Annotated in this window: 19 protein-coding genes; 15 read left to right on the top strand and 4 right to left on the bottom strand. The window is 42.2% G+C overall.

Annotated elements, in window-relative coordinates; genetic code table 11:
• Positions 1-2: 2 nt before the first annotated feature.
• From BSAG_RS02680 to BSAG_RS02750, 15 genes are all read left to right on the top strand, one after another.
• Positions 3-1,556 (top strand): SLC13 family permease, encoded by a 1,554-nt coding sequence (locus BSAG_RS02680; protein WP_004313237.1) that lies wholly within the window; start codon positions 3-5, stop codon positions 1,554-1,556.
• 15 nt (positions 1,557-1,571) lie between these two features.
• The gene (gene cysC, locus BSAG_RS02685) at positions 1,572-2,180 is read left to right on the top strand and encodes an adenylyl-sulfate kinase (protein ID WP_004313238.1); all 609 of its coding nucleotides are present in this window, start codon (positions 1,572-1,574) and stop codon (positions 2,178-2,180) included.
• A 76-nt stretch (positions 2,181-2,256) separates the two neighbouring features.
• Complete coding sequence (gene cysD / locus BSAG_RS02690; protein ID WP_181981116.1) at positions 2,257-3,168, top strand: sulfate adenylyltransferase subunit CysD; 912 nt, start codon at positions 2,257-2,259, stop codon at positions 3,166-3,168.
• 12 nt (positions 3,169-3,180) lie between these two features.
• Positions 3,181-4,641 (top strand): sulfate adenylyltransferase subunit CysN, encoded by a 1,461-nt coding sequence (gene cysN / locus BSAG_RS02695; RefSeq protein ID WP_004313240.1) that lies wholly within the window; start codon positions 3,181-3,183, stop codon positions 4,639-4,641.
• Positions 4,642-4,724: 83 nt separating this feature from the next.
• A complete protein-coding gene (locus BSAG_RS02700) occupies positions 4,725-5,831 on the top strand; it encodes a sulfotransferase family protein (RefSeq protein WP_004313241.1) in 1,107 nt (368 codons plus the stop codon).
• 25 nt (positions 5,832-5,856) lie between these two features.
• Complete coding sequence (locus BSAG_RS02705) at positions 5,857-6,825, top strand: PCMD domain-containing protein (protein ID WP_004313242.1); 969 nt, start codon at positions 5,857-5,859, stop codon at positions 6,823-6,825.
• 316 nt (positions 6,826-7,141) lie between these two features.
• The gene (locus tag BSAG_RS02710) at positions 7,142-8,281 is read left to right on the top strand and encodes an OmpA family protein (protein WP_004313243.1); all 1,140 of its coding nucleotides are present in this window, start codon (positions 7,142-7,144) and stop codon (positions 8,279-8,281) included.
• A 74-nt stretch (positions 8,282-8,355) separates the two neighbouring features.
• Positions 8,356-8,772 (top strand): Holliday junction resolvase RuvX, encoded by a 417-nt coding sequence (gene ruvX, locus BSAG_RS02715; protein WP_008021987.1) that lies wholly within the window; start codon positions 8,356-8,358, stop codon positions 8,770-8,772.
• Between the two features lie 43 nt (positions 8,773-8,815).
• Entirely contained in the window at positions 8,816-9,370 is a 555-nt protein-coding gene (def, locus tag BSAG_RS02720; RefSeq protein WP_004313245.1) for a peptide deformylase, read from the top strand.
• 76 nt (positions 9,371-9,446) lie between these two features.
• Positions 9,447-11,477, top strand: a complete 2,031-nt coding sequence (locus tag BSAG_RS02725) for a tetratricopeptide repeat protein (protein ID WP_008021990.1) — start codon at positions 9,447-9,449, stop codon at positions 11,475-11,477.
• A gap of 82 nt (positions 11,478-11,559) precedes the next feature.
• A complete protein-coding gene (gene thrS, locus BSAG_RS02730) occupies positions 11,560-13,500 on the top strand; it encodes a threonine--tRNA ligase (RefSeq protein WP_004313247.1) in 1,941 nt (646 codons plus the stop codon).
• 72 nt (positions 13,501-13,572) lie between these two features.
• The gene (gene infC, locus BSAG_RS02735; RefSeq protein ID WP_004297533.1) at positions 13,573-14,184 is read left to right on the top strand and encodes a translation initiation factor IF-3; all 612 of its coding nucleotides are present in this window, start codon (positions 13,573-13,575) and stop codon (positions 14,182-14,184) included.
• Positions 14,185-14,252: 68 nt separating this feature from the next.
• Positions 14,253-14,450 (top strand): 50S ribosomal protein L35, encoded by a 198-nt coding sequence (gene rpmI, locus BSAG_RS02740; RefSeq protein WP_004326827.1) that lies wholly within the window; start codon positions 14,253-14,255, stop codon positions 14,448-14,450.
• Positions 14,451-14,548: 98 nt separating this feature from the next.
• Complete coding sequence (gene rplT, locus BSAG_RS02745; protein WP_004297540.1) at positions 14,549-14,899, top strand: 50S ribosomal protein L20; 351 nt, start codon at positions 14,549-14,551, stop codon at positions 14,897-14,899.
• Between the two features lie 358 nt (positions 14,900-15,257).
• Positions 15,258-16,019: an EFR1 family ferrodoxin gene (locus BSAG_RS02750; protein WP_004313248.1), complete on the top strand. Its 762-nt coding sequence runs from the start codon at positions 15,258-15,260 to the stop codon at positions 16,017-16,019.
• 17 nt (positions 16,020-16,036) lie between these two features.
• Here BSAG_RS02750 and xpt read toward each other — a convergent pair whose 3' ends face one another.
• The 4 genes from xpt to BSAG_RS02770 all read right to left on the bottom strand — a co-directional run bounded on the left by xpt (position 16,037) and on the right by BSAG_RS02770 (position 20,199).
• Positions 16,037-16,609, bottom strand: coding sequence for a xanthine phosphoribosyltransferase (gene xpt, locus BSAG_RS02755; protein WP_004311456.1), 573 nt, complete (start codon positions 16,607-16,609; stop codon positions 16,037-16,039).
• 90 nt (positions 16,610-16,699) lie between these two features.
• A complete protein-coding gene (locus BSAG_RS02760; RefSeq protein ID WP_004313249.1) occupies positions 16,700-18,007 on the bottom strand; it encodes a phenylacetate--CoA ligase in 1,308 nt (435 codons plus the stop codon).
• An 11-nt stretch (positions 18,008-18,018) separates the two neighbouring features.
• Positions 18,019-18,603, bottom strand: a complete 585-nt coding sequence (locus BSAG_RS02765) for an indolepyruvate oxidoreductase subunit beta (RefSeq protein ID WP_004311458.1) — start codon at positions 18,601-18,603, stop codon at positions 18,019-18,021.
• Between the two features lie 3 nt (positions 18,604-18,606).
• A complete protein-coding gene (locus BSAG_RS02770) occupies positions 18,607-20,199 on the bottom strand; it encodes a thiamine pyrophosphate-dependent enzyme (RefSeq protein WP_004313250.1) in 1,593 nt (530 codons plus the stop codon).
• Positions 20,200-20,240 lie beyond the last annotated feature (41 nt).

The raw sequence follows: 20,240 nt of genomic DNA, 5'->3' as shown, positions 1-20,240 counted from the left end.
ATATGACATTTGAAATTGTATTTGTACTATTATCCCTATTAGGAATGGTAGCGGCTTTGGTAGCAGACAAGATGCGTCCGGGCATGATACTTTTTTCGGTAGTGGTTTTGTTTCTGTGTGCCGGCATTCTGACTCCTAAGGAGATGCTGGAAGGGTTTAGTAATAAAGGGATGATTACCGTTGCTCTGCTGTTTTTGGTGAGTGAAGGTATTCGTCAGTCGGGTACACTGGGACAAGTGATTAAGAAGTTGCTTCCGCAGGGAAAGACAACGGTGTTTAAAGCACAGTTGCGTATCTTGCCTTCGGTGGCTTTTATTTCTGCCTTTCTGAATAATACGCCTGTCGTGGTTATTTTTGCTCCGATTATCAAGCATTGGGCTAAATCGGTGAATCTCCCGGCTACGAAGTTCCTGATTCCTCTTTCTTATGTGACTATTTTGGGAGGTATCTGTACATTGATCGGTACTTCTACTAACCTGGTGGTGCATGGAATGATATTGGAAGCCGGATTTGAAGGCTTCTCCATGTTCGAACTCGGAAAGGTGGGAATATTCATCGCTATTGCCGGAATTATTTATATATTTCTTTTTTCCAAGCGTCTTTTGCCGGATGCGCGTCCGGACACGGCTGTGCCGGATGAAGAAGTAGAAGAGGGGGAGAAGTTGCATCGGGTAGAGGCTGTTTTGGGGGCTCGCTTTCCCGGTATTAATAAAAAGCTGAAAGATTTTAATTTTCAACGTCATTATGGTGCCGAAGTAAAAGAAATCAAGACGCGTAATGGACAGCGTTTCGTAACAAATCTGGATGATGTGGTGCTTCATGAAGGAGATACGTTAGTTGTGATGGCTGATGATACATTTATTCCTACGTGGGGTGAGTCTTCTGTGTTTGTCTTGTTGACGAATGGAAATGAACCGGATACTACCGGAAAGAAAAAACGTTGGTTTGCTTTGCTGTTATTGGTTCTGATGATTGTGGGCGCAACGGTGGGTGAGCTTCCGATAACAAAGGAGATGTTTCCGGGTATCAAGTTGGATATGTTTTTCTTTGTGTCTATTACTACTATTATTATGGCATGGACAAATCTGTTCCCTGCCCGTAAATACACTAAATATATTTCGTGGGATATATTGATTACGATTGCTTGTGCATTTGCTATCAGTAAGGCGATGGTGAACTCCGGTGTGGCGGATAGCGTTGCGAAGTTTATTATCGGATTGAGTGATGATTATGGTCCGCACGTATTGCTCGCCATGGTATTTATTATCACGAATTTGTTTACGGAATTGATTACTAATAATGCAGCAGCGGCTTTGGCTTTTCCTTTGGCATTGTCAATCTCTGCGCAATTAGGGGTAAGTCCGACGCCCTTCTTTGTGGTGATTTGTATGGCTGCATCTGCCAGCTTTTCAACGCCTATCGGTTATCAAACGAATCTGATTGTGCAAGGTATCGGTAACTATAAGTTTACGGATTTTGTACGTATCGGTTTGCCGCTTAATATTATAACTTTCTTAATATCTATTATCCTGATCCCATTGATCTGGAACTTTTAATAAATAAATCTGTAAATGGAAGAAAAGAACCATATATATCCGATATTTGACCGCATGATGACGCGGCAGGATAAAGAAGAACTTTTAGGGCAACACAGTGTGATGATCTGGTTTACCGGATTGAGCGGTTCCGGAAAGAGCACGATTGCTATTGCATTGGAACGTGAACTCCATAAGCGCGGATTGCTTTGCCGTATCTTGGATGGGGATAATATCCGTAGTGGAATTAATAATAACCTGGGATTTTCCGAAACGGACCGGGTGGAAAATATTCGTCGTATAGCTGAAGTGTCTAAGCTGTTTTTGGATAGTGGCATCATTACGATTGCTGCATTTATCAGCCCTAATAATGATATTCGCGAAATGGCTGCGAATATTATCGGTAAGGATGATTTTCTGGAAATTTTCGTTAGCACTCCGTTGGAGGAGTGTGAGAAACGTGATGTGAAAGGCTTATATGCGAAGGCACGGAAAGGGGAGATTCAGAATTTTACAGGAATTTCCGCACCATTCGAGGTTCCGGAACATCCGGCTTTGTCACTGGATACTTCCAAATTGACTTTGGAGGAATCGGTGAACCGTTTGTTGGAGCTTGTTTTGCCAAAAGTGAAGAGTATAAAATGAAGAATGAGGAATTAGGGATGAAGAATTAGTATGCGGTTATCAGCAAATTCATAATTCGTAATTCATAATTTTAAAAATAATGGAAGAATATAAATTAAGCCACTTGAAGGAACTCGAAGCCGAGTCTATTCATATCATCCGCGAGGTGGCGGCGGAATTTGAGAATCCGGTGATGCTTTACAGTATCGGAAAGGATTCTTCGGTGATGGTACGCTTGGCTGAAAAAGCGTTTTATCCGGGTAAAGTGCCATTCCCATTGATGCACATCGACTCGAAATGGAAATTCAAGGAGATGATTCAGTTCCGTGATGAATATGCGAAGAAGTACGGATGGAATCTGATCGTGGAAAGTAATATGGAGGCTTTTCATGCAGGGGTAGGACCTTTTACGCATGGAAGTAAAGTGCATACAGACTTGATGAAGACGCAGGCATTGCTTCATGCGCTGGATAAATATAAGTTTGATGCAGCATTTGGTGGGGCCCGCCGCGATGAGGAAAAGTCACGCGCGAAGGAACGTATTTTCTCTTTCCGGGATAAATTTCATCAATGGGACCCGAAAAATCAGCGTCCTGAATTGTGGGATATTTATAATGCCCGTGTGCACAAGGGGGAAAGTATCCGTGTATTCCCGATTAGTAACTGGACAGAGTTGGACATCTGGCAGTATATTCGTCTGGAGAATATTCCGATTGTTCCGCTTTATTATGCTAAGGAACGTCCGGTGATTAATTTGGATGGTAATATTATTATGGCAGATGATGAGCGTTTGCCTGAAAAGTACCGGGATCAGATTGAAATGAAGATGGTGCGTTTCCGTACGTTGGGCTGCTGGCCTCTGACTGGGGCAGTGGAAAGCGGAGCTGCTACAATCGAAGAGATTGTGGAAGAAATGATGACTACCACCAAGAGTGAGCGTACTACCCGTGTGATTGACTTTGACCAGGAGGGTAGTATGGAACAAAAGAAACGTGAAGGATACTTTTAATTGTAACTAGTAATGGCAGATAATAAATTAGATATAAAAGCTTTTCTGGACAAGGATGAACAGAAAGACTTATTGAGACTGTTGACGGCGGGTTCGGTGGATGACGGAAAATCAACATTGATCGGACGCTTGTTGTTTGACAGTAAGAAATTGTATGAAGATCAACTGGATGCACTGGAACGTGATAGTAAGCGTGTAGGAAATGCAGGTGAGCATATCGACTATGCGTTATTGCTGGATGGTTTGAAGGCTGAACGTGAACAGGGAATTACAATTGATGTGGCTTATCGCTATTTTTCTACTAATGGTCGTAAGTTTATCATCGCGGATACTCCGGGACACGAACAATACACACGTAACATGATTACCGGCGGATCTACGGCAAACCTGGCTATCATCTTGGTGGATGCCCGCACGGGAGTGATTACCCAGACTCGTCGTCACACTTTTCTGGTGTCTTTGCTGGGGATCAAGCATGTGGTATTGGCTGTCAACAAGATGGACTTGGTGGACTTCTCGGAAGAGCGTTTTAATGAGATTGTGGCTGACTATAAGACGTTTGTTACTCCGCTGGGTATTCCGGACGTAAACTGCATTCCTCTTTCTGCATTGGATGGGGATAATGTGGTGGATAAGTCTGAACGTACTCCGTGGTATAAGGGGATTTCTTTACTTGATTTCCTTGAAACGGTTCATATCGACAATGACCACAACTTTACGGATTTCCGTTTCCCGGTTCAGTATGTGCTTCGTCCGAATTTGGACTTCAGAGGATTCTGCGGTAAAGTGGCGTCGGGTATTGTTCGCAAAGGCGATACAGTGATGGCACTTCCTTCCGGAAAAACATCTAAGGTGAAGAGTATCGTGACTTATGACGGAGAGTTGGATTATGCTTTCCCACCGCAGTCTGTGACATTGACGCTGGAAGATGAAATCGACGTGTCACGTGGTGAAATGTTGGTGCATCCTGACAATCTGCCGACTGTGGATCGTAACTTTGAAGCGATGATGGTTTGGATGGATGAAGAACCGATGGATATTAATAAATCGTTCTTTATTAAACAGACTACCAATTTGAGCCGTACGCGCATCGATACAATAAAGTATAAGGTGGATGTGAATACAATGGAACATCTGTCTCTGGAGAATGGCCAGTTGACCAAAGAGACTTTGCCTTTGCAATTGAATCAGATTGCCCGCGTGGTATTGACTACGGCTAAAGAGCTGTTCTTTGATCCTTATAAGAAAAATAAATCGTGCGGTTCCTTTATCTTGATTGACCCGATCACCAATAATACTTCTGCGGTAGGTATGATTATCGACCGGGTGGAAATGAAAGATATGAGTGACACGGAAGATGTGCCGGTATTGGATATGACGAAGCTGGGAATTGCTCCGGAACATTATGAAGCGGTAGAAAAAGCAGTGAAGGAGTTGGAACGCCAGGGCTTGGCCGTACGACTAATAAAATAGATTGTTAAACAATAATTTGGAAGTTGGAAATGATGGTTTTACTGTCATTTCTAATTTTCGATTTTTAATTTTTAATTAATAAAGTGGGATTACTCGAATTTAATAAACTTCCGATTAATACATTGGTAGGTGCCGACTGGAAGACATTCAAGGCTATTACTGCCGGTCGTGAAATTGATGCAGCCTACAAGGGGAAATATCGATTGACCAAGGCTGTGTGTCGCTTGCTTTCTCCATTGGCGTCATTGCAGGACAAGCGTTACGAGAAACTGCTCGCTAATCAGCCGTTGGAGCATGACCCGGTATTTATCCTGGGACACTGGCGAAGCGGAACTACGTTTGTACATAATGTATTCTCTTGTGATAAGCATTTTGGGTATAACACTACTTATCAGACTGTATTTCCTCATCTGATGATGTGGGGACAACCTTTCTTCAAAAAGAATATGAGTTGGCTGATGCCGGATAAGCGTCCGACGGATAATATGGAACTGGCAGTGGATCTTCCCCAGGAAGAGGAGTTTGCTTTGTCGAACATGATGCCTTATACCTATTATAATTTCTGGTTTCTGCCGAAGTATCAGCAGGAGTACGCTGATAAATATCTTTTGTTTGATGACATAACGGATGCCGAATTGAAGGTGTTTGAAGAGGTGTTCACTAAATTGATTAAGATTTCTTTGTGGAATACTCACGGTACTCAATTTCTTAGTAAGAACCCTCCGCATACCGGAAGGGTGAAGGAATTGGTGAAAATGTTCCCGAATGCTAAGTTTATCTACCTGGTGCGTAACCCGTATACTGTATTCGAATCTACACGCAGTTTCTTTACAAATACGATTCAGCCGTTGAAATTGCAGGATGTTAGCAATGAACAATTGGAGGAAAATATCCTTTCTATCTATGCAAAGCTTTATCATAAGTATGAATCGGATAAGAAGTTTATTCCGGAAGGTAACCTGATGGAAGTGAAATTTGAAGATTTCGAAGCGGATGCGATGGGCATGACGGAAACTATTTATAAGTCTCTTTCTATCCCCGGATTTGCTGAAGCACGTAGCGATATAGAAAAATACGTGGGCGGAAAGAAGGGATATAAGAAGAATAAATATAAATATGACGACCGTACGATTCAATTGGTAGAAAAGAACTGGGATTTTGCTTTGAAACAATGGGATTATAAATTATAAGAAGAAAAAGAAAGGAAAAGTATTGATGATTCAGAAAAGCATTCATCGCCTGTTGATGACAGGTTTCGTTGCATTTATTTCTTCCTTGTCTTTGATGGCGCAACATAAAGTTGAGGTGGTTCCTTTCGGGGACATGAATCAATGGGTGGACCGTCAGATAAAGGAGTCGAGCATTATTGGCGGGAATACTAAGAATGTATATGCGATAGGGCCGACGTCGGTGATCAAGGGGGATCAGGTTTATAAGAATATGGGTGGTTCGCCTTGGGCTACTTCGAATGTGATGGCGAAAGTGGCCGGTATTACGAAAACTAATACTTCGGTCTTTCCGGAGAAGCGGGGAGATGGATACTGTGCCCGTTTGGATACACGCATGGAAAGTGTGAAAGTGCTGGGATTGGTTAATATTACAGTGTTGGCGGCAGGGTCTATCTTTACCGGTTCGGTGCATGAGCCGATTAAGGGCACTAAAAATCCGCAGAAAATGCTGCAGACGGGTATTCCGTTTACAAAAAAACCGGTTGCTCTTCAGTTTGATTACAAGGTGAAGATGTCTGACCGGGAGAATCGTATTCGTGCTACCGGTTTCAGTAAGATTACGGATGTGCCCGGAAAAGATTATCCGGCAGCTATCCTGTTACTGCAAAAACGTTGGGAAGATGCCAATGGAAATGTGTATGCGAAACGGATAGGGACAATGGTGACTTATTATTATCACTCTACGGACTGGAAAAATAATGTAACTTATGAGATTATGTATGGTGATATAACGAATCGTCCGGAGTACAAGGCGCACATGATGCGTCTGCAAGCAACCGAAAGTTATACGGTGAACAGCAAGGGTGAAAGCGTGCCTATCCACGAAGTGGCCTGGGGAGATGAAAATGATGTTCCGACTCATATGTATATTCAATTTACATCCAGTCATGGAGGAGCTTATATCGGTTCTCCGGGAAATACATTATGGGTTGACAATGTAAAACTGGTATATTAACAAAGTATATAGACAAAGAAGAGAAATAGTCAGTGATATCATTTATCATTGACTATTTTTTTTGTTTTAATTCTTTTGTCACAAACCCTTTCAGATGCCTTCTGGAGTTATCTAAGACTTTTATCGCTCTATAAAAATCTATGAATGAATGAAAATTTACGTGTTTTTTTGTTTGTGTTATATTAAATATCTATATTTGCACCAAATTTAGAAAGAAGAATGACGTTTATTGTCTCTTAGTCAGGTGTAGAACATTTGGGTTGTGTATCTATCCTGTAAGACAATTGAAATATATTATTTACTAAAATAAATTGAGATGAAAAAGGGTTTATTGTTTATTTTATTGGCAGCAGCATCTGTATGTTTGCCTGCACAAGAAAAAGAAAATGCAGCAAAGAGTTATAGAGTGGAAACTAACCGCTTTGGTGCTAACTGGTTTATTAGTGGTGGCGTTGGCGCACAAATGTATTTTGGCGACAATGATGGTAAAGCCGACTTCGGAAAACGTCTTGCTCCGGCACTTGACATTGCTGTAGGTAAGTGGTTTACTCCAGGTATCGGATTACGCGTGGCTTACAACGGTCTTCAGGCTAAAGGTGCTACTCCTTATGCTAACGGTCCGCTTGTAGACGGAGGACAGTACTCTAATGGTTACTACAAAGAAAAATGGAATGTTGTTAACCTTCACGGAGACGTATTGTTGAACCTTACCAATATGTTCTGTGGTTATAAAGAAGATCGTCTGTACTCATTCATTCCTTATGTAGGTGCTGGATTCGTACACACAGGTAAAGGTCCGGGTTATGATGAACTGGGTATCAATGCCGGTTTGATCAACCGCTTCCGTCTCTCTTCAGCTTTGGATCTTAACGTTGAATTGCGTGGACTTTTGATGAAAGGCGCATTTGGTAACTCAGGTCCTGAAGGATTGGCTGGTCTGACTGTAGGTGTTACTTACAAGTTCAAGAAACGTGGTTGGGATGCTGTTCCTACTGTACCGATGGTTCCGGAAAGTCAGTTGAACGACATGAGAGACAGAGTAAACGCTCTGAAGGGTGAAAACGAATCTTTGAAACGTGACTTGGTTGAAGCACGTAACAAAAAACCGGAAGTGATCGTTAAGAAAGAAGCTGGTTTCATTCCACGTTATGTTGTTGTATTTAATATCGGAAAGAGCAACATCAGCAAGAGAGAGTATATGAATATCGAAGCTATGGCTAAAGGTATCAAAGCAACTGATAAAGTATTTACTGTAACAGGTTATGCTGATAAAGGTACTGGTTCTGCTGAATATAACATGAAATTGAGTAAGAAGAGAGCTGAAGCAGTTCGTGACCTGATGGTTAATGAATTCGGTGTTCCTGCTTCTCAGTTGAAAGTTGATTACAAGGGTGGCGTAGGCAACATGTTCTATGATGATGCTAAGTTAAGCCGTGTAGCTATTGTTGAAGAATAATATACATTTTAAATAATAGAATAAAAGAGACGTTTCCTTTCACAGGAAGCGTCTTTTTTGTATTTTTGTACCCCATGAGCAGAATAGTAGCAATAGATTATGGAAGAAAGCGTACTGGGATAGCTGTGAGCGATACTATGCAGCTGATCGCAAACGGATTGACAACAGTGCCTACGCATGAACTTCTGAACTTTATCGGTGAATATATGGCTAAAGAACCGGTGGAGCGGATTATTATTGGATTGCCAAAGCAAATGAATAATGAGGTTTCGGAGAATATGAAGAATATAGAACCTTTTGTTCGTTCGCTGAAGAAACGATATCCGGATCTTCCGGTCGAGTATGTGGACGAACGGTTCACTTCTGTTCTTGCGCATCGTACCATGTTGGAGGCCGGTCTGAAGAAAAAGGACCGCCAAAACAAAGCATTGGTGGATGAGATAAGTGCTACTATTATTTTGCAAACATATTTGGAAAGTAAACGTTTTTAATAGAAGATATTGAATAACTTAATTTTTAGTAGAGTATAAAAATATGATTTTACCTATTTATGTATATGGTCAGCCTGTATTGAGAAAGGTTGCAGAGGACATAACACCGGATTATCCGAACCTGAAAGAGTTGATTGAAAACATGTTTGAAACAATGGTGCACGCCGATGGCGTAGGACTGGCTGCTCCGCAGATTGGTTTGCCTATTCGCGTGGTTACTATTACGTTGGATCCGCTTTCGGAGGAGTATCCTGAATTTAAAGACTTCAATAAGGCTTATATCAATCCCCACATTCTGGAAGTCGGGGGCGAAGAAGTGAACATGGAAGAGGGCTGTCTCAGTCTTCCCGGTATTCATGAAACAGTGAAAAGAGGTGATAAAATTCGCGTGAAATATATGGACGAGAATTTTGTGGAGCATGAAGAAGAGGTAGAGGGTTATCTGGCTCGGGTGATGCAGCATGAATTCGATCATTTGGATGGTAAGATGTTTATCGACCATATCTCACCGCTTCGTAAGCAGATGATTAAAGGAAAGCTGAATACGATGTTGAAGGGAAAAGCACGCAGTTCTTATAAGATGAAACAGGTGAAATAAAGATAAAAAACGTTTATATCCCTGTTAAGTAAGCGAAAAGCATTATTTTTGCTTCGTTTACAAGCATAAAATATCAATGGTAAAAAGAATCTTAACAGTTTTATTACTGTTCCCAACGCTGGTGTGTGCTCAGATAAATACGGATCGGGTGATGACTATTGCCCGAAACGCTCTTTATTTTGAGGACTATGTACTTTCTATTCAGTACTTTAACCAGGTTATTAACGCTAAACCTTATCTGTATGAGCCCTATTTCTTCAGGGCATTGGCAAAACTAAATCTGGAGGATTTCCAGGGTGCTGAAACAGACTGTGATGCAGCTATCCAACGCAATCCGTTTGTGGTGGGTGCTTATCAGATTCGTGGTTTGGCAAGGATTCGTCAGAGTAAATTTGATGGAGCGATTGAAGATTACAAGAAAGCATTGCATTATGATCCGGAGAATATTACCTTATGGCATAATCTGACATTATCTCATATCCAGAAGAAAGATTATGATGCTGCGAAAGAGGATTTGGAAAGTTTGCTGAAAGTATCTCCGCGTTATACCCGCGCTTATTTGATGAGGGGGGAAGTGTCCTTGCAACAGAAAGATACGATTGCTGCTTTGAACGACTTCAATAAGGCTCTTGAACTGGATAAATATGATCCGGACGCATGGTCTGCAAGAGCGATCGTTAAATTACAGCAGGCTAAGTATGCGGAAGCTGAAGCGGATTTCAACCGTGCTATTCCTTTGAGCGCTAAGAATGCGGGAAATTATATAAACCGTGCATTGGCACGCTTTCATCAGAATAATTTGAGAGGCGCTATGAGCGATTATGATCTGGCGTTGGATATTGATCCGAATAACTTTATCGGTCATTATAACCGTGGTTTGTTGCGTGCTCGGGTAGGAGATGACAACCGGGCTATTGAAGATTTTGACTTTGTCATCAAGATGGAGCCGGATAATATGATGGCTGTCTTTAACCGTGGATTGCTACGTGCCCAAACGGGTGATTATCGCGGGGCAATACAAGATTACACAACTGTTATCAACCAGTATCCGAACTTCCTTGCCGGATATTACCAGCGTTCGGAAGCTCGCAGAAAGATTGGCGACAAGAAAGGAGCGGAGCAGGACGAGTTTAAAGTCATGAAAGCTCAAATAGATAAGCAGAACGGTGTGACGAATAAAGATGTAGCACAGAATAAGGATAAGGAAAACGAAGAGGAAGGCGGAGAGAAGACCCGTAAGAAATCAGATAAGAATATGAATAACTATCGTAAGATAGTGATTGCCGATGATTCCGAAGCTGAACAACGCTATACAAGTGATTATCGTGGACGTGTGCAGGATAAGAACGTAAATATAAAACTGGAACCGATGTTCGCTTTGACTTATTATGAGAAGATGAGTGACGTGAAGCGTTCGGTGAACTTTCACAAATATATTGAGGGTTTAAACCGTACAGGTATACTTCCGAAACGTCTTCGCATCACGAATATGGAAGCTCCGTTGACGGAAGAACAGGTGAAAGTGCATTTTGCCTTGATCGATACACATACATCGGCTATTGTGGAAGATGATAAGAATGCCTCAAAACGTTTTGCCCGTGCAATTGATTTTTATTTGGTGCAGGACTTCTCGAGTGCGGTCTCTGATTTGACTCAGACAATCTTGCTGGATGGTGATTTCTTCCCGGCATATTTTATGCGTGCATTGATTCGTTGTAAACAGTTGGAATATCAGAAAGCGGAACAAGCTGTCGAAACAGATGTTGTTCCTGGCGATAATAAGCGTAAAGAGATTACCGCAGTAGATTATGAGGTGGTGAGAAAAGATTTGGATAAGGTGATAAATCTGGCTCCGGACTTTGTATATGCATATTATAATCGTGCCAATGTTTCTGCCATGTTGAAAGATTACCGGGCTGCAATTGTCGACTATGATAAGGCGATCGAGCTGAATCCTGATTTTGCAGACGCTTACTTCAATCGTGGACTGACTCATATTTTCTTAGGAAATAATAAGCTGGGTATTTCTGATTTGAGTAAAGCCGGTGAGTTGGGGATTGTTTCTGCTTATAATGTTATCAAACGTTTTACGGATCAATCGGAATAACATTTTTTTGATAAAAAATAGAAAACTCAAAAGATTTAGTTACTTTTGCGTTCAAATTATGAAAATATAACATCATCATATTATGATAAAGATAACATTTCCCGATGGCTCCGTTCGTGAATATAACGAAGGAGTGAACGGTTTACAGATTGCTGAAAGTATCAGCTCGCGTCTGGCACAGGAAGTGCTGGCATGTGGAGTGAACGGCGAGACTTATGATTTAGGACGTCCTATTAATGAAGATGCTAATTTTGTTCTTTATAAATGGGATGATGAAGAAGGTAAACATGCGTTTTGGCATACAAGTGCACATTTGCTGGCGGAAGCTTTGCAGGAACTTTATCCGGGTATCCAGTTTGGTATCGGACCGGCTATCGAGAACGGATTCTACTATGATGTGGATCCGGGTGAAGCTGTGATTAAAGAAAGCGACCTTCCAGCCATTGAAGCTAAAATGTTGGAACTGGCTGCAAAGAAAGAAGAGGTAGTCAGAAAAAGCATCGCAAAGACAGATGCTCTGAAAATGTTTGGCGATCGTGGCGAAACATACAAATGTGAATTGATCTCTGAACTGGAAGACGGACACATTACAACTTATACCCAGGGTGCATTTACTGACCTTTGTCGTGGTCCTCACTTGATGACGACTGCTCCGATCAAGGCTATCAAGTTGACTTCAGTGGCTGGTGCTTACTGGCGTGGTCATGAAGATCGTAAGATGCTGACCCGTATTTATGGTATCACGTTCCCGAAGAAAAAAATGCTGGATGAATATCTGATATTGCTGGAAGAAGCGAAGAAGCGTGACCACCGTAAGATCGGTAAGGAGATGCAGTTGTTTATGTTCTCCGAAACTGTAGGTAAGGGACTTCCTATGTGGTTGCCAAAAGGTACTGCATTGCGTCTGCGTCTGCAAGAGTTCTTGCGTCGTATTCAGACACGTTACGATTATCAGGAAGTAATCACTCCGCCAATTGGTAATAAATTGCTGTATGTGACTTCAGGTCACTATGCAAAATATGGTAAGGATGCATTCCAGCCTATTCATACTCCGGAAGAGGGTGAAGAGTATTTCTTGAAACCAATGAACTGCCCTCACCACTGTGAGATTTACAAGAACTTCCCACGTTCATATAAGGACCTTCCATTGCGTATTGCAGAATTTGGTACGGTTTGTCGTTATGAACAAAGTGGTGAGTTACATGGTTTAACTCGTGTACGTAGCTTTACACAGGATGATGCGCATATCTTCTGCCGTCCGGAACAAGTGAAAGATGAATTCCTTCGTGTGATGGATATCATATCTATCGTGTTCCGTTCTATGGATTTCCAGAATTTTGAAGCACAGATATCCTTGCGTGATAAAGTGAACCGTGAAAAGTACATCGGTAGCGATGATAACTGGGAAAAGGCTGAACAGGCTATTATTGAGGCTTGTGCGGAAAAAGGCTTGCCTGCTAAGATTGAGTATGGAGAAGCAGCTTTCTATGGTCCTAAACTTGACTTTATGGTGAAAGACGCTATCGGTCGTCGTTGGCAGCTGGGTACGATCCAGGTTGACTACAACTTGCCGGAACGTTTTGAACTTGAATATATGGGTTCTGACAATCAGAAGCATCGCCCGGTAATGATTCACCGTGCTCCGTTCGGATCAATGGAACGTTTTGTTGCCGTACTGATTGAACATACTGCCGGTAAATTCCCATTGTGGCTGACACCGGAACAGGTAGTTATTCTGCCAATCAGTGAGAAGTTCAATGAATATGCAGAGCAGGTGAAGATGTATCTGAAGATACACGAAATCCGTGCGATTGTAGATGATCGTAACGAGAAGATCGGCCGTAAGATTCGTGATAATGAGATGAAACGTATTCCTTATATGCTGATTGTCGGCGAAAAAGAAGCAGAAAATGGAGAAGTTTCTGTTCGTAGACAAGGCGAAGGTGACAAAGGAACTATGAAATTTGAAGAATTTGCTAAAATTTTGAACGAAGAAGTTCAGAATATGATAAATAAATGGTAACTTTGCAGCCGTTTCAGAATAAAATATTTAGTATAACAATAAAAAGATCAAACTAGGAAGTAAACGTTTTTAATGAAGAATGACACTCTAAAAGGGCAATACAGAATCAATGAACAGATTCGTGCCAAGGAAGTTCGCATAGTAAGCGATGATATTGAACCGAAAGTATATCCAATCTTTCAGGCTCTGAAAATGGCTGAAGAGAGAGAATTGGATTTAGTGGAAATTTCTCCTAATGCTCAACCCCCTGTTTGTCGTATTATTGATTATTCTAAATTTCTTTATCAATTAAAGAAACGCCAGAAGGAACAGAAAGCGAAGCAGGTTAAGGTTAATGTGAAGGAAATCCGTTTCGGACCCCAGACAGACGACCATGATTACAACTTTAAGTTGAAGCATGCTAAAGGATTTTTGGAAGATGGCGATAAGGTGAAGGCTTATGTATTCTTTAAAGGTCGCTCCATCCTTTTCAAGGAGCAAGGTGAAGTGCTTTTGCTTCGTTTTGCAAATGACCTGGAAGATTACGCTAAAGTAGATCAAATGCCGATACTGGAAGGTAAGCGCATGACTATTCAGCTTTCTCCGAAAAAGAAAGAAGCTTCTAAAAAGCCGGCAACAGCTGGAACACCGAAACCTGCTGCTCCTGCACAAAAAGCAGAGAAGCCGGAAAAGGGCGAAGAATAAGAAAGGATGCGTAACGTGCAGGTATAGTGCGTTGCCATTATATATTTAATAATTTAAAAACAAGTAAGATGCCAAAGATGAAGACTAACTCCGGTTCTAAAAAAAGGTTTACCCTTACCGGAACAGGTAAAATCAAAAGAAAGCACGCTTTTCACAGTCACATTTTGACTAAGAAAACTAAGAAGAGAAAAAGAAATCTGTGCTACTCTACAACTGTTGATACAACAAATGTAAGCCAGGTTAAGGAACTCTTAGCAATGAAGTAATCAAAAGCGTAAAAGTATTATTAAAGTATTAACCGAATGCATTAGCCTGAAGTTCGCTGCGTGAAGTAGCGGCGCTAACATTCAAAAAAAGTAAAACTATGCCAAGATCAGTAAATCATGTTGCTTCAAAAGCAAGAAGAAAGAAAATTTTGAAATTAACCAGAGGTTACTTTGGTGCAAGAAAGAATGTATGGACCGTAGCTAAAAACACTTGGGAAAAGGGTTTGACTTACGCGTTCCGTGACCGTAGAAATAAGAAAAGAAACTTCCGCGCTCTTTGGATACAACGTATCAACGCTGCTGCACGTCTTGAAGGAATGTCTTATTCTAAATTGATGGGCGGTCTGCACAAAGCCGGTATTGAAATAAACCGTAAGGTTTTGGCTGATTTAGCTATGAATCACCCGGAAGCTTTCAAAGCTGTAGTTGCAAAAGCAAAAGCTGCTTAAGCATCAATAGTTTACGAGTTACAAAGTGTCAGTTACTAAGCTAGTAACTGGCACTTTTCTTTTGTTAGGCAGATGAAAGGGAATAAAAAAAATGTTAGTTGGCAAACAAAATCCTTTTTTTTCTTGTTAGTTTCATGTATTCTTATTACATTTGTGATACTAAAATATTAGCCGTATCGACTGGATCGGGAAACTCTTCAAATTAATCTGATGCACCGAGAAAGCTTCGTTCTTCAATGGCGGGCCACATCCTTCGGGACAGCTTTAAGCCGGTGGATTACAAAGAGGGCGAGCGCTCAAATCTTGTTCTATCAGAGTTTCATCACATCGTCGATGCGGCTTTTTTATATACTTTTCTATGATATTCTATTTCTCCGGTACAGGTAATTCTAAATGGATTGCAAATCAGCTTTCCAAAGAGCAAAAAGAAGAATTGGTTTTTATTCCCGATGCGTTAAAGAACAGAACGTTTGAGTTTTGTTTGCGGGAAGATGAAAAGATCGGTTTTGTATTTCCTATCTATTCGTGGGCTCCTCCTGAAATCGTACTTAATTTTATTCGGCAACTCTCTTTAAAGGGGTATAAAAGACAATATTTGTTTTTTGTTTGTTCCTGTGGGGATGATACCGGGCTTACGCAGCAGGTGCTGGAGAAGGCTTTGAGTCATAAAGGCTGGAAGTGTCATGCAGGCTTTTCTGTGACTATGCCCAATAATTATGTGTTGCTTCCCGGTTTTGACGTAGATAAGAAAGAACTGGAGGAGAAAAAGCTGGCAGATGCTATTCCGACTCTCAATCAAATAAATGCTTCGATAAGTAGGAGAGAGGAGTTGTTTCTTTGTCATGAAGGGAGTATTCCTTTTATTAAGACGAGGATTATCAATCCTTTATTTAATCGCTTTCAGATGTCTCCCGAGAATTTTTATACTACGGATGCTTGTATTGGATGTAAGCGTTGTGAGAAGAGTTGTCCGGTAGGGAATATTATGATGGTGGGCAGAAAGCCTGTTTGGGGGATGGATTGCACCTCATGCCTGGCATGTTATCATGTTTGTCCGCAGCATGCGGTGCAATATGGGAAAAGAACGAAAGATAAAGGGCAGTATTTCAATCCTAATTAATCTACTCGCCAATTAATCTACTCGTCTTTGATTTTAATGCAGCAATTGGATAAGTCTTCAATGATAGCCAGGCTTTCTACTCTGACACCTTGCTCCTCAAGTTTTTTACGCCCATTTTGGAAGGCTTTTTCAATAATGAATCCCATTCCTACCAAATTTGCTCCGGATTGCTTGATGAGGTCGATAATGCCTAATGCGGCATTGCCATACGCGAGGAAGTCATCCACGAAAAGAACATTGTCATTTGGAGTGAGGAAATCGGCACTGATAACGACTTCATAATCACGATCTTTAGTGAATGAGTGCACAGTGGTGCTTAGTGCATTCTGGATGGTTTTAGGAGACTTTTTCTTTGCAAATACAACTGGTAAATCCATTAGGTAGCCTGTCATGATAGCCGGGGCGATGCCGCTGGCTTCGATTGTCATAATCTTATTTACGTTTGTGGCTGCAAAACGACGGACAAACTCGACTCCGATTGATTTCATCAGGACAGGGTCCATTTGATGATTAATAAAACCGTCTACTTTCAGGATACCTCCTTCGTAGCATTTTCCGTCTTGCAGAATTCTTTTTTTAAGTAATTGCATGCTGTATGATATTAATTAATAATGTGCTAATATTCCATTCCGCATGGTGAAAACGGCGGTTGGTATATTAGCACATGGATATTTGAATCGTTACTTGTTGTCTCTTAAGTCTTTCACCCGGACGGCTTTTCCTTCGCTTTGCGGGAGAGAGCCTTTCTTTACCAGTTTAACTTTAGGAGTCACCAATATTTCATCCTTCAATTGGCGGGTAATATCCTTGCGGATCTTCTCCAGTTCAATATAATTGTCGGTAGAAAGGTCGCTTAATTCTACTTCGACGATCATTTCGTCTTGGTTGTTGACAGTTTCCAGCGTAATCAGGTAGTTGCTGCCTAATTCGGGGAATTGTACGAGAATCTTTTCTACTTGCATCGGGAAGATGTTTACTCCCTTGATAATGAACATATCATCACTACGTCCCTTGATACGGTCGATACGGATATGGGTACGGCCACATGGGCATTTTCCGGGAAGAATACGGGTTAAATCGCGGGTACGATAGCGAATTAACGGCATCATTTCACGATCAAGAGTCGTAAGTACTAATTCTCCGATTTCTCCTTCCGGAACAGGTTCGCCTGTTTCCGGGTCGATAATTTCTACCAGATAACAGTCTTCCCAGAAGTGCATTCCATTCTGTTCCTGACATTCGAAGGCAACACCGGGGCCGTTCATCTCTGTCATACCGAAGCTGTTGTATGCTTTTACCCCCAGCATCTTTTCTATTTTCCGGCGTTGTTCGTCGGTGTGGGGTTCGGCGCCGATAACCAGGGTTTTCAGTGTGGTTCCTTTGGGATCGAGACCTTCTTCCTGGAAGACTTCTGCAAGGCGGATGGCATAGCTGGGGATAGCATGTAAAGCGGTAGTCTTAAAGTCGTTGATGAATTTAATCTGTCGTTTACTGTTTCCTGCAGCGGCAGGGACTGTCAGGCAGCCCAAGCGTTCTGCGCCGTATTGGAAGCCTAAACCTCCTGTAAACATACCGTATCCGGAGCTGTTTTGGAAAACGTCAGTCTTGCGTATTCCTACTGCGTACAGACAGCGGGCTACCAGATTGGCCCAAGAATCGAGGTCGTGCTGTGAGTGAACGATAACAGTCGGGTTTCCGGTGGTACCACTGGAAGAGTGAATACGTACACCATCATTGCTCATATCACCTGCCACCAGTCCGAACGGGTAGTGGGCGCGCATGTCAGATTTGGTAGTGAAAGGTACTTTGCGGATATCATCCAATGACTGTATGCTATCTGCTGTGATGCCATGTTTGCTGAAAACTTCTTTGTAATATGGAGCGTTCGCAGCTATATTAATTGTTTTTTTAAGCCGTTGAAGCTGCAATTCCTGCAACTTCTCCCGGCTCATGGTTTCTAATTCTTCTTCCCAGTATTGTGTACTCATGGTAATGCCTTTTATTGCATCAGCTTTTCCGCAATTTCTTTGCCGGCTGCCAATGCTTTAAGATTCATTTCTACAATTGCTTCTCCCTTACGCAGGAAGATTTCGCGGATGCTGTCTTGCACTTTTTCGTAATCAATACCCAGGAATGGGATTGTTGCTCCCAGTAAGACAATGTTGGCAACGCGGGCGGAGCCTACTTCTTTTGCCACTTTGTCTACGTTCAATACTATTTTATGAGGCAGTTTGTTGATTTCTGCCATCACTTTGTCTGTTTCCGGATAATTGGGGATGTTGACAAACGGAGTTTCGTTAGTCACCAACCAGCCGGTAGGGCTAAGGTAGGGGAGGTAACGCAATCCTTCCATCGGTTCCAATGAGATGATGAGATCACATTTGCCTGATGGGATCAGGTCTGAAGCAATCGGCTGGTCGCTGATGCGGAGATTGGATTGGACATCTCCTCCGCGTTGACTCATTCCGTGCACTTCCGCTTGTTTCATGTATAATCCTTCTTTCAAGGCAGCTTTGCCGATTACTGTGGCAATGGACAGAATTCCCTGTCCGCCGACTCCTGATAATATAATGTCTTTTTTCATGGCTTACTTACTTCTTTTTTTGCGTGCTAATGTCTGGATACACTCTCTGCGTGGGATAATGACAGATACACCACGATATTCGATTTCTTCGCGAATGATTTGCTTCATTTCCTCATAGTTCTTCTTCAATGGAGTAACTACACGGATATGGGCCGGATCTACTCCGATACCTGCACAGATCGCTTCGATGCGTCCGGTTCCGGCAGAATCCTGTCCACCTGTCATGGCGGTGGTTTCATTGTCGGAGATGACGATGGTTACACTGGCGTTCTCGTTCACGCAATCTAACAGTCCGGTCATTCCGGAATGGGTGAACGTTGAGTCGCCGATGACAGCTACAGCCGGGAAAAGACCTCCGTCAGCGGCACCTTTTGCCATCGTAATGGAAGCACCCATATCCACGCATGAATTAATTGCATTGAAAGGAGCATTTGCACCTAATGTATAACAGCCGATATCGCTGAATACTTTATGAGATGGATATTCTTCTTTCAGAACTTCGGTCAGCGTGATATACATATCGCGGTGTCCACAGCCTTCGCAAAGTGCAGGCGGGCGCATTTCTACAACAGAAGGAATACCGAATTCCGATTTATTCTCTTTACCTACGGCACGGGCTACAGAGTCCGGATTTAACTCTCCGTCCTGTGACAGAGTACCGTCGAGGCGTCCTTTTACTTTAACGCCGATACCCAGATAACCTTTCAATTGTTTTTCTACAAAGGGTTGTCCGTCTTCCAGAACTAGGATTTCGTCACAAGACTCGATCAATTGATGCAATTGTTTTTTAGGCAATGGATATTGGCCGATCTTGAGTACCGGATATTCGCAACCTTCCGGATAGTTTTCCATCAGATAATTGTAACCGATACCACAAGCTACGATTCCCAGCTTTTTGTTAGGACCGTCTGTATATTTATTATAGGGCGATTCTTCTGAAGCTTTGATAAATTCGTCTTGGCGGGCAAGCAATACTTTGTAGCGTTTGCGGGCATTTCCCGGCAACAAGATGAACTGACGCGGATCTTCGCTGAAAGAGATGCTGTTCTGCGGCTTTTGCTCTTTGCGTTCTACTCCTGAACGGGAGTGTGCCAGGCGGGTTACCATACGCATCAGGATCGGTTCGCCTAGCTTTTCAGAGAATTCGAAGCCACTGTATACCATATCATACGCTTCCTGCTGATTGCTTGGTTCGTACATCGGTATCAGTGAGAAGTCTCCGTAGAAACGGCTGTCCTGTTCGTTCTGCGAGGAGTGCATACTGGGATCGTCTGCGGCTATCACAATCAATCCGCCTTTCACGCCTGTGATGGCAGAGTTGACAAAACAGTCGGCAGCTACATTCATACCTACGTGCTTCATACAAACTAATGCCCGTTTACCTACGAAAGACATACCCAACGCAGCTTCCATCGCTGTTTTTTCATTGGCACACCAACGGTTGTGTATATTCTGTTCGGTCGTTATAGGGGCCATTTGAATATATTCCGTAATTTCAGTTGAAGGAGTACCCGGATAGGCATAAACGCCTGAAAGTCCGGCATCCAGTGCAGCTTGTGCAATGGCTTCATCGCCAAGTAAGAGTTGCTTGCTCATATCTATTTCTTTTATTTAGTGTTGATCACAGTTTGTTAATC

The sequence above is a fragment of the Bacteroides sp. D1 genome (assembly GCF_000157095.2).
Lineage (GTDB): Bacteria > Bacteroidota > Bacteroidia > Bacteroidales > Bacteroidaceae > Bacteroides > Bacteroides xylanisolvens.
This window is presented reverse-complemented; position numbering and strand designations above follow the sequence as displayed.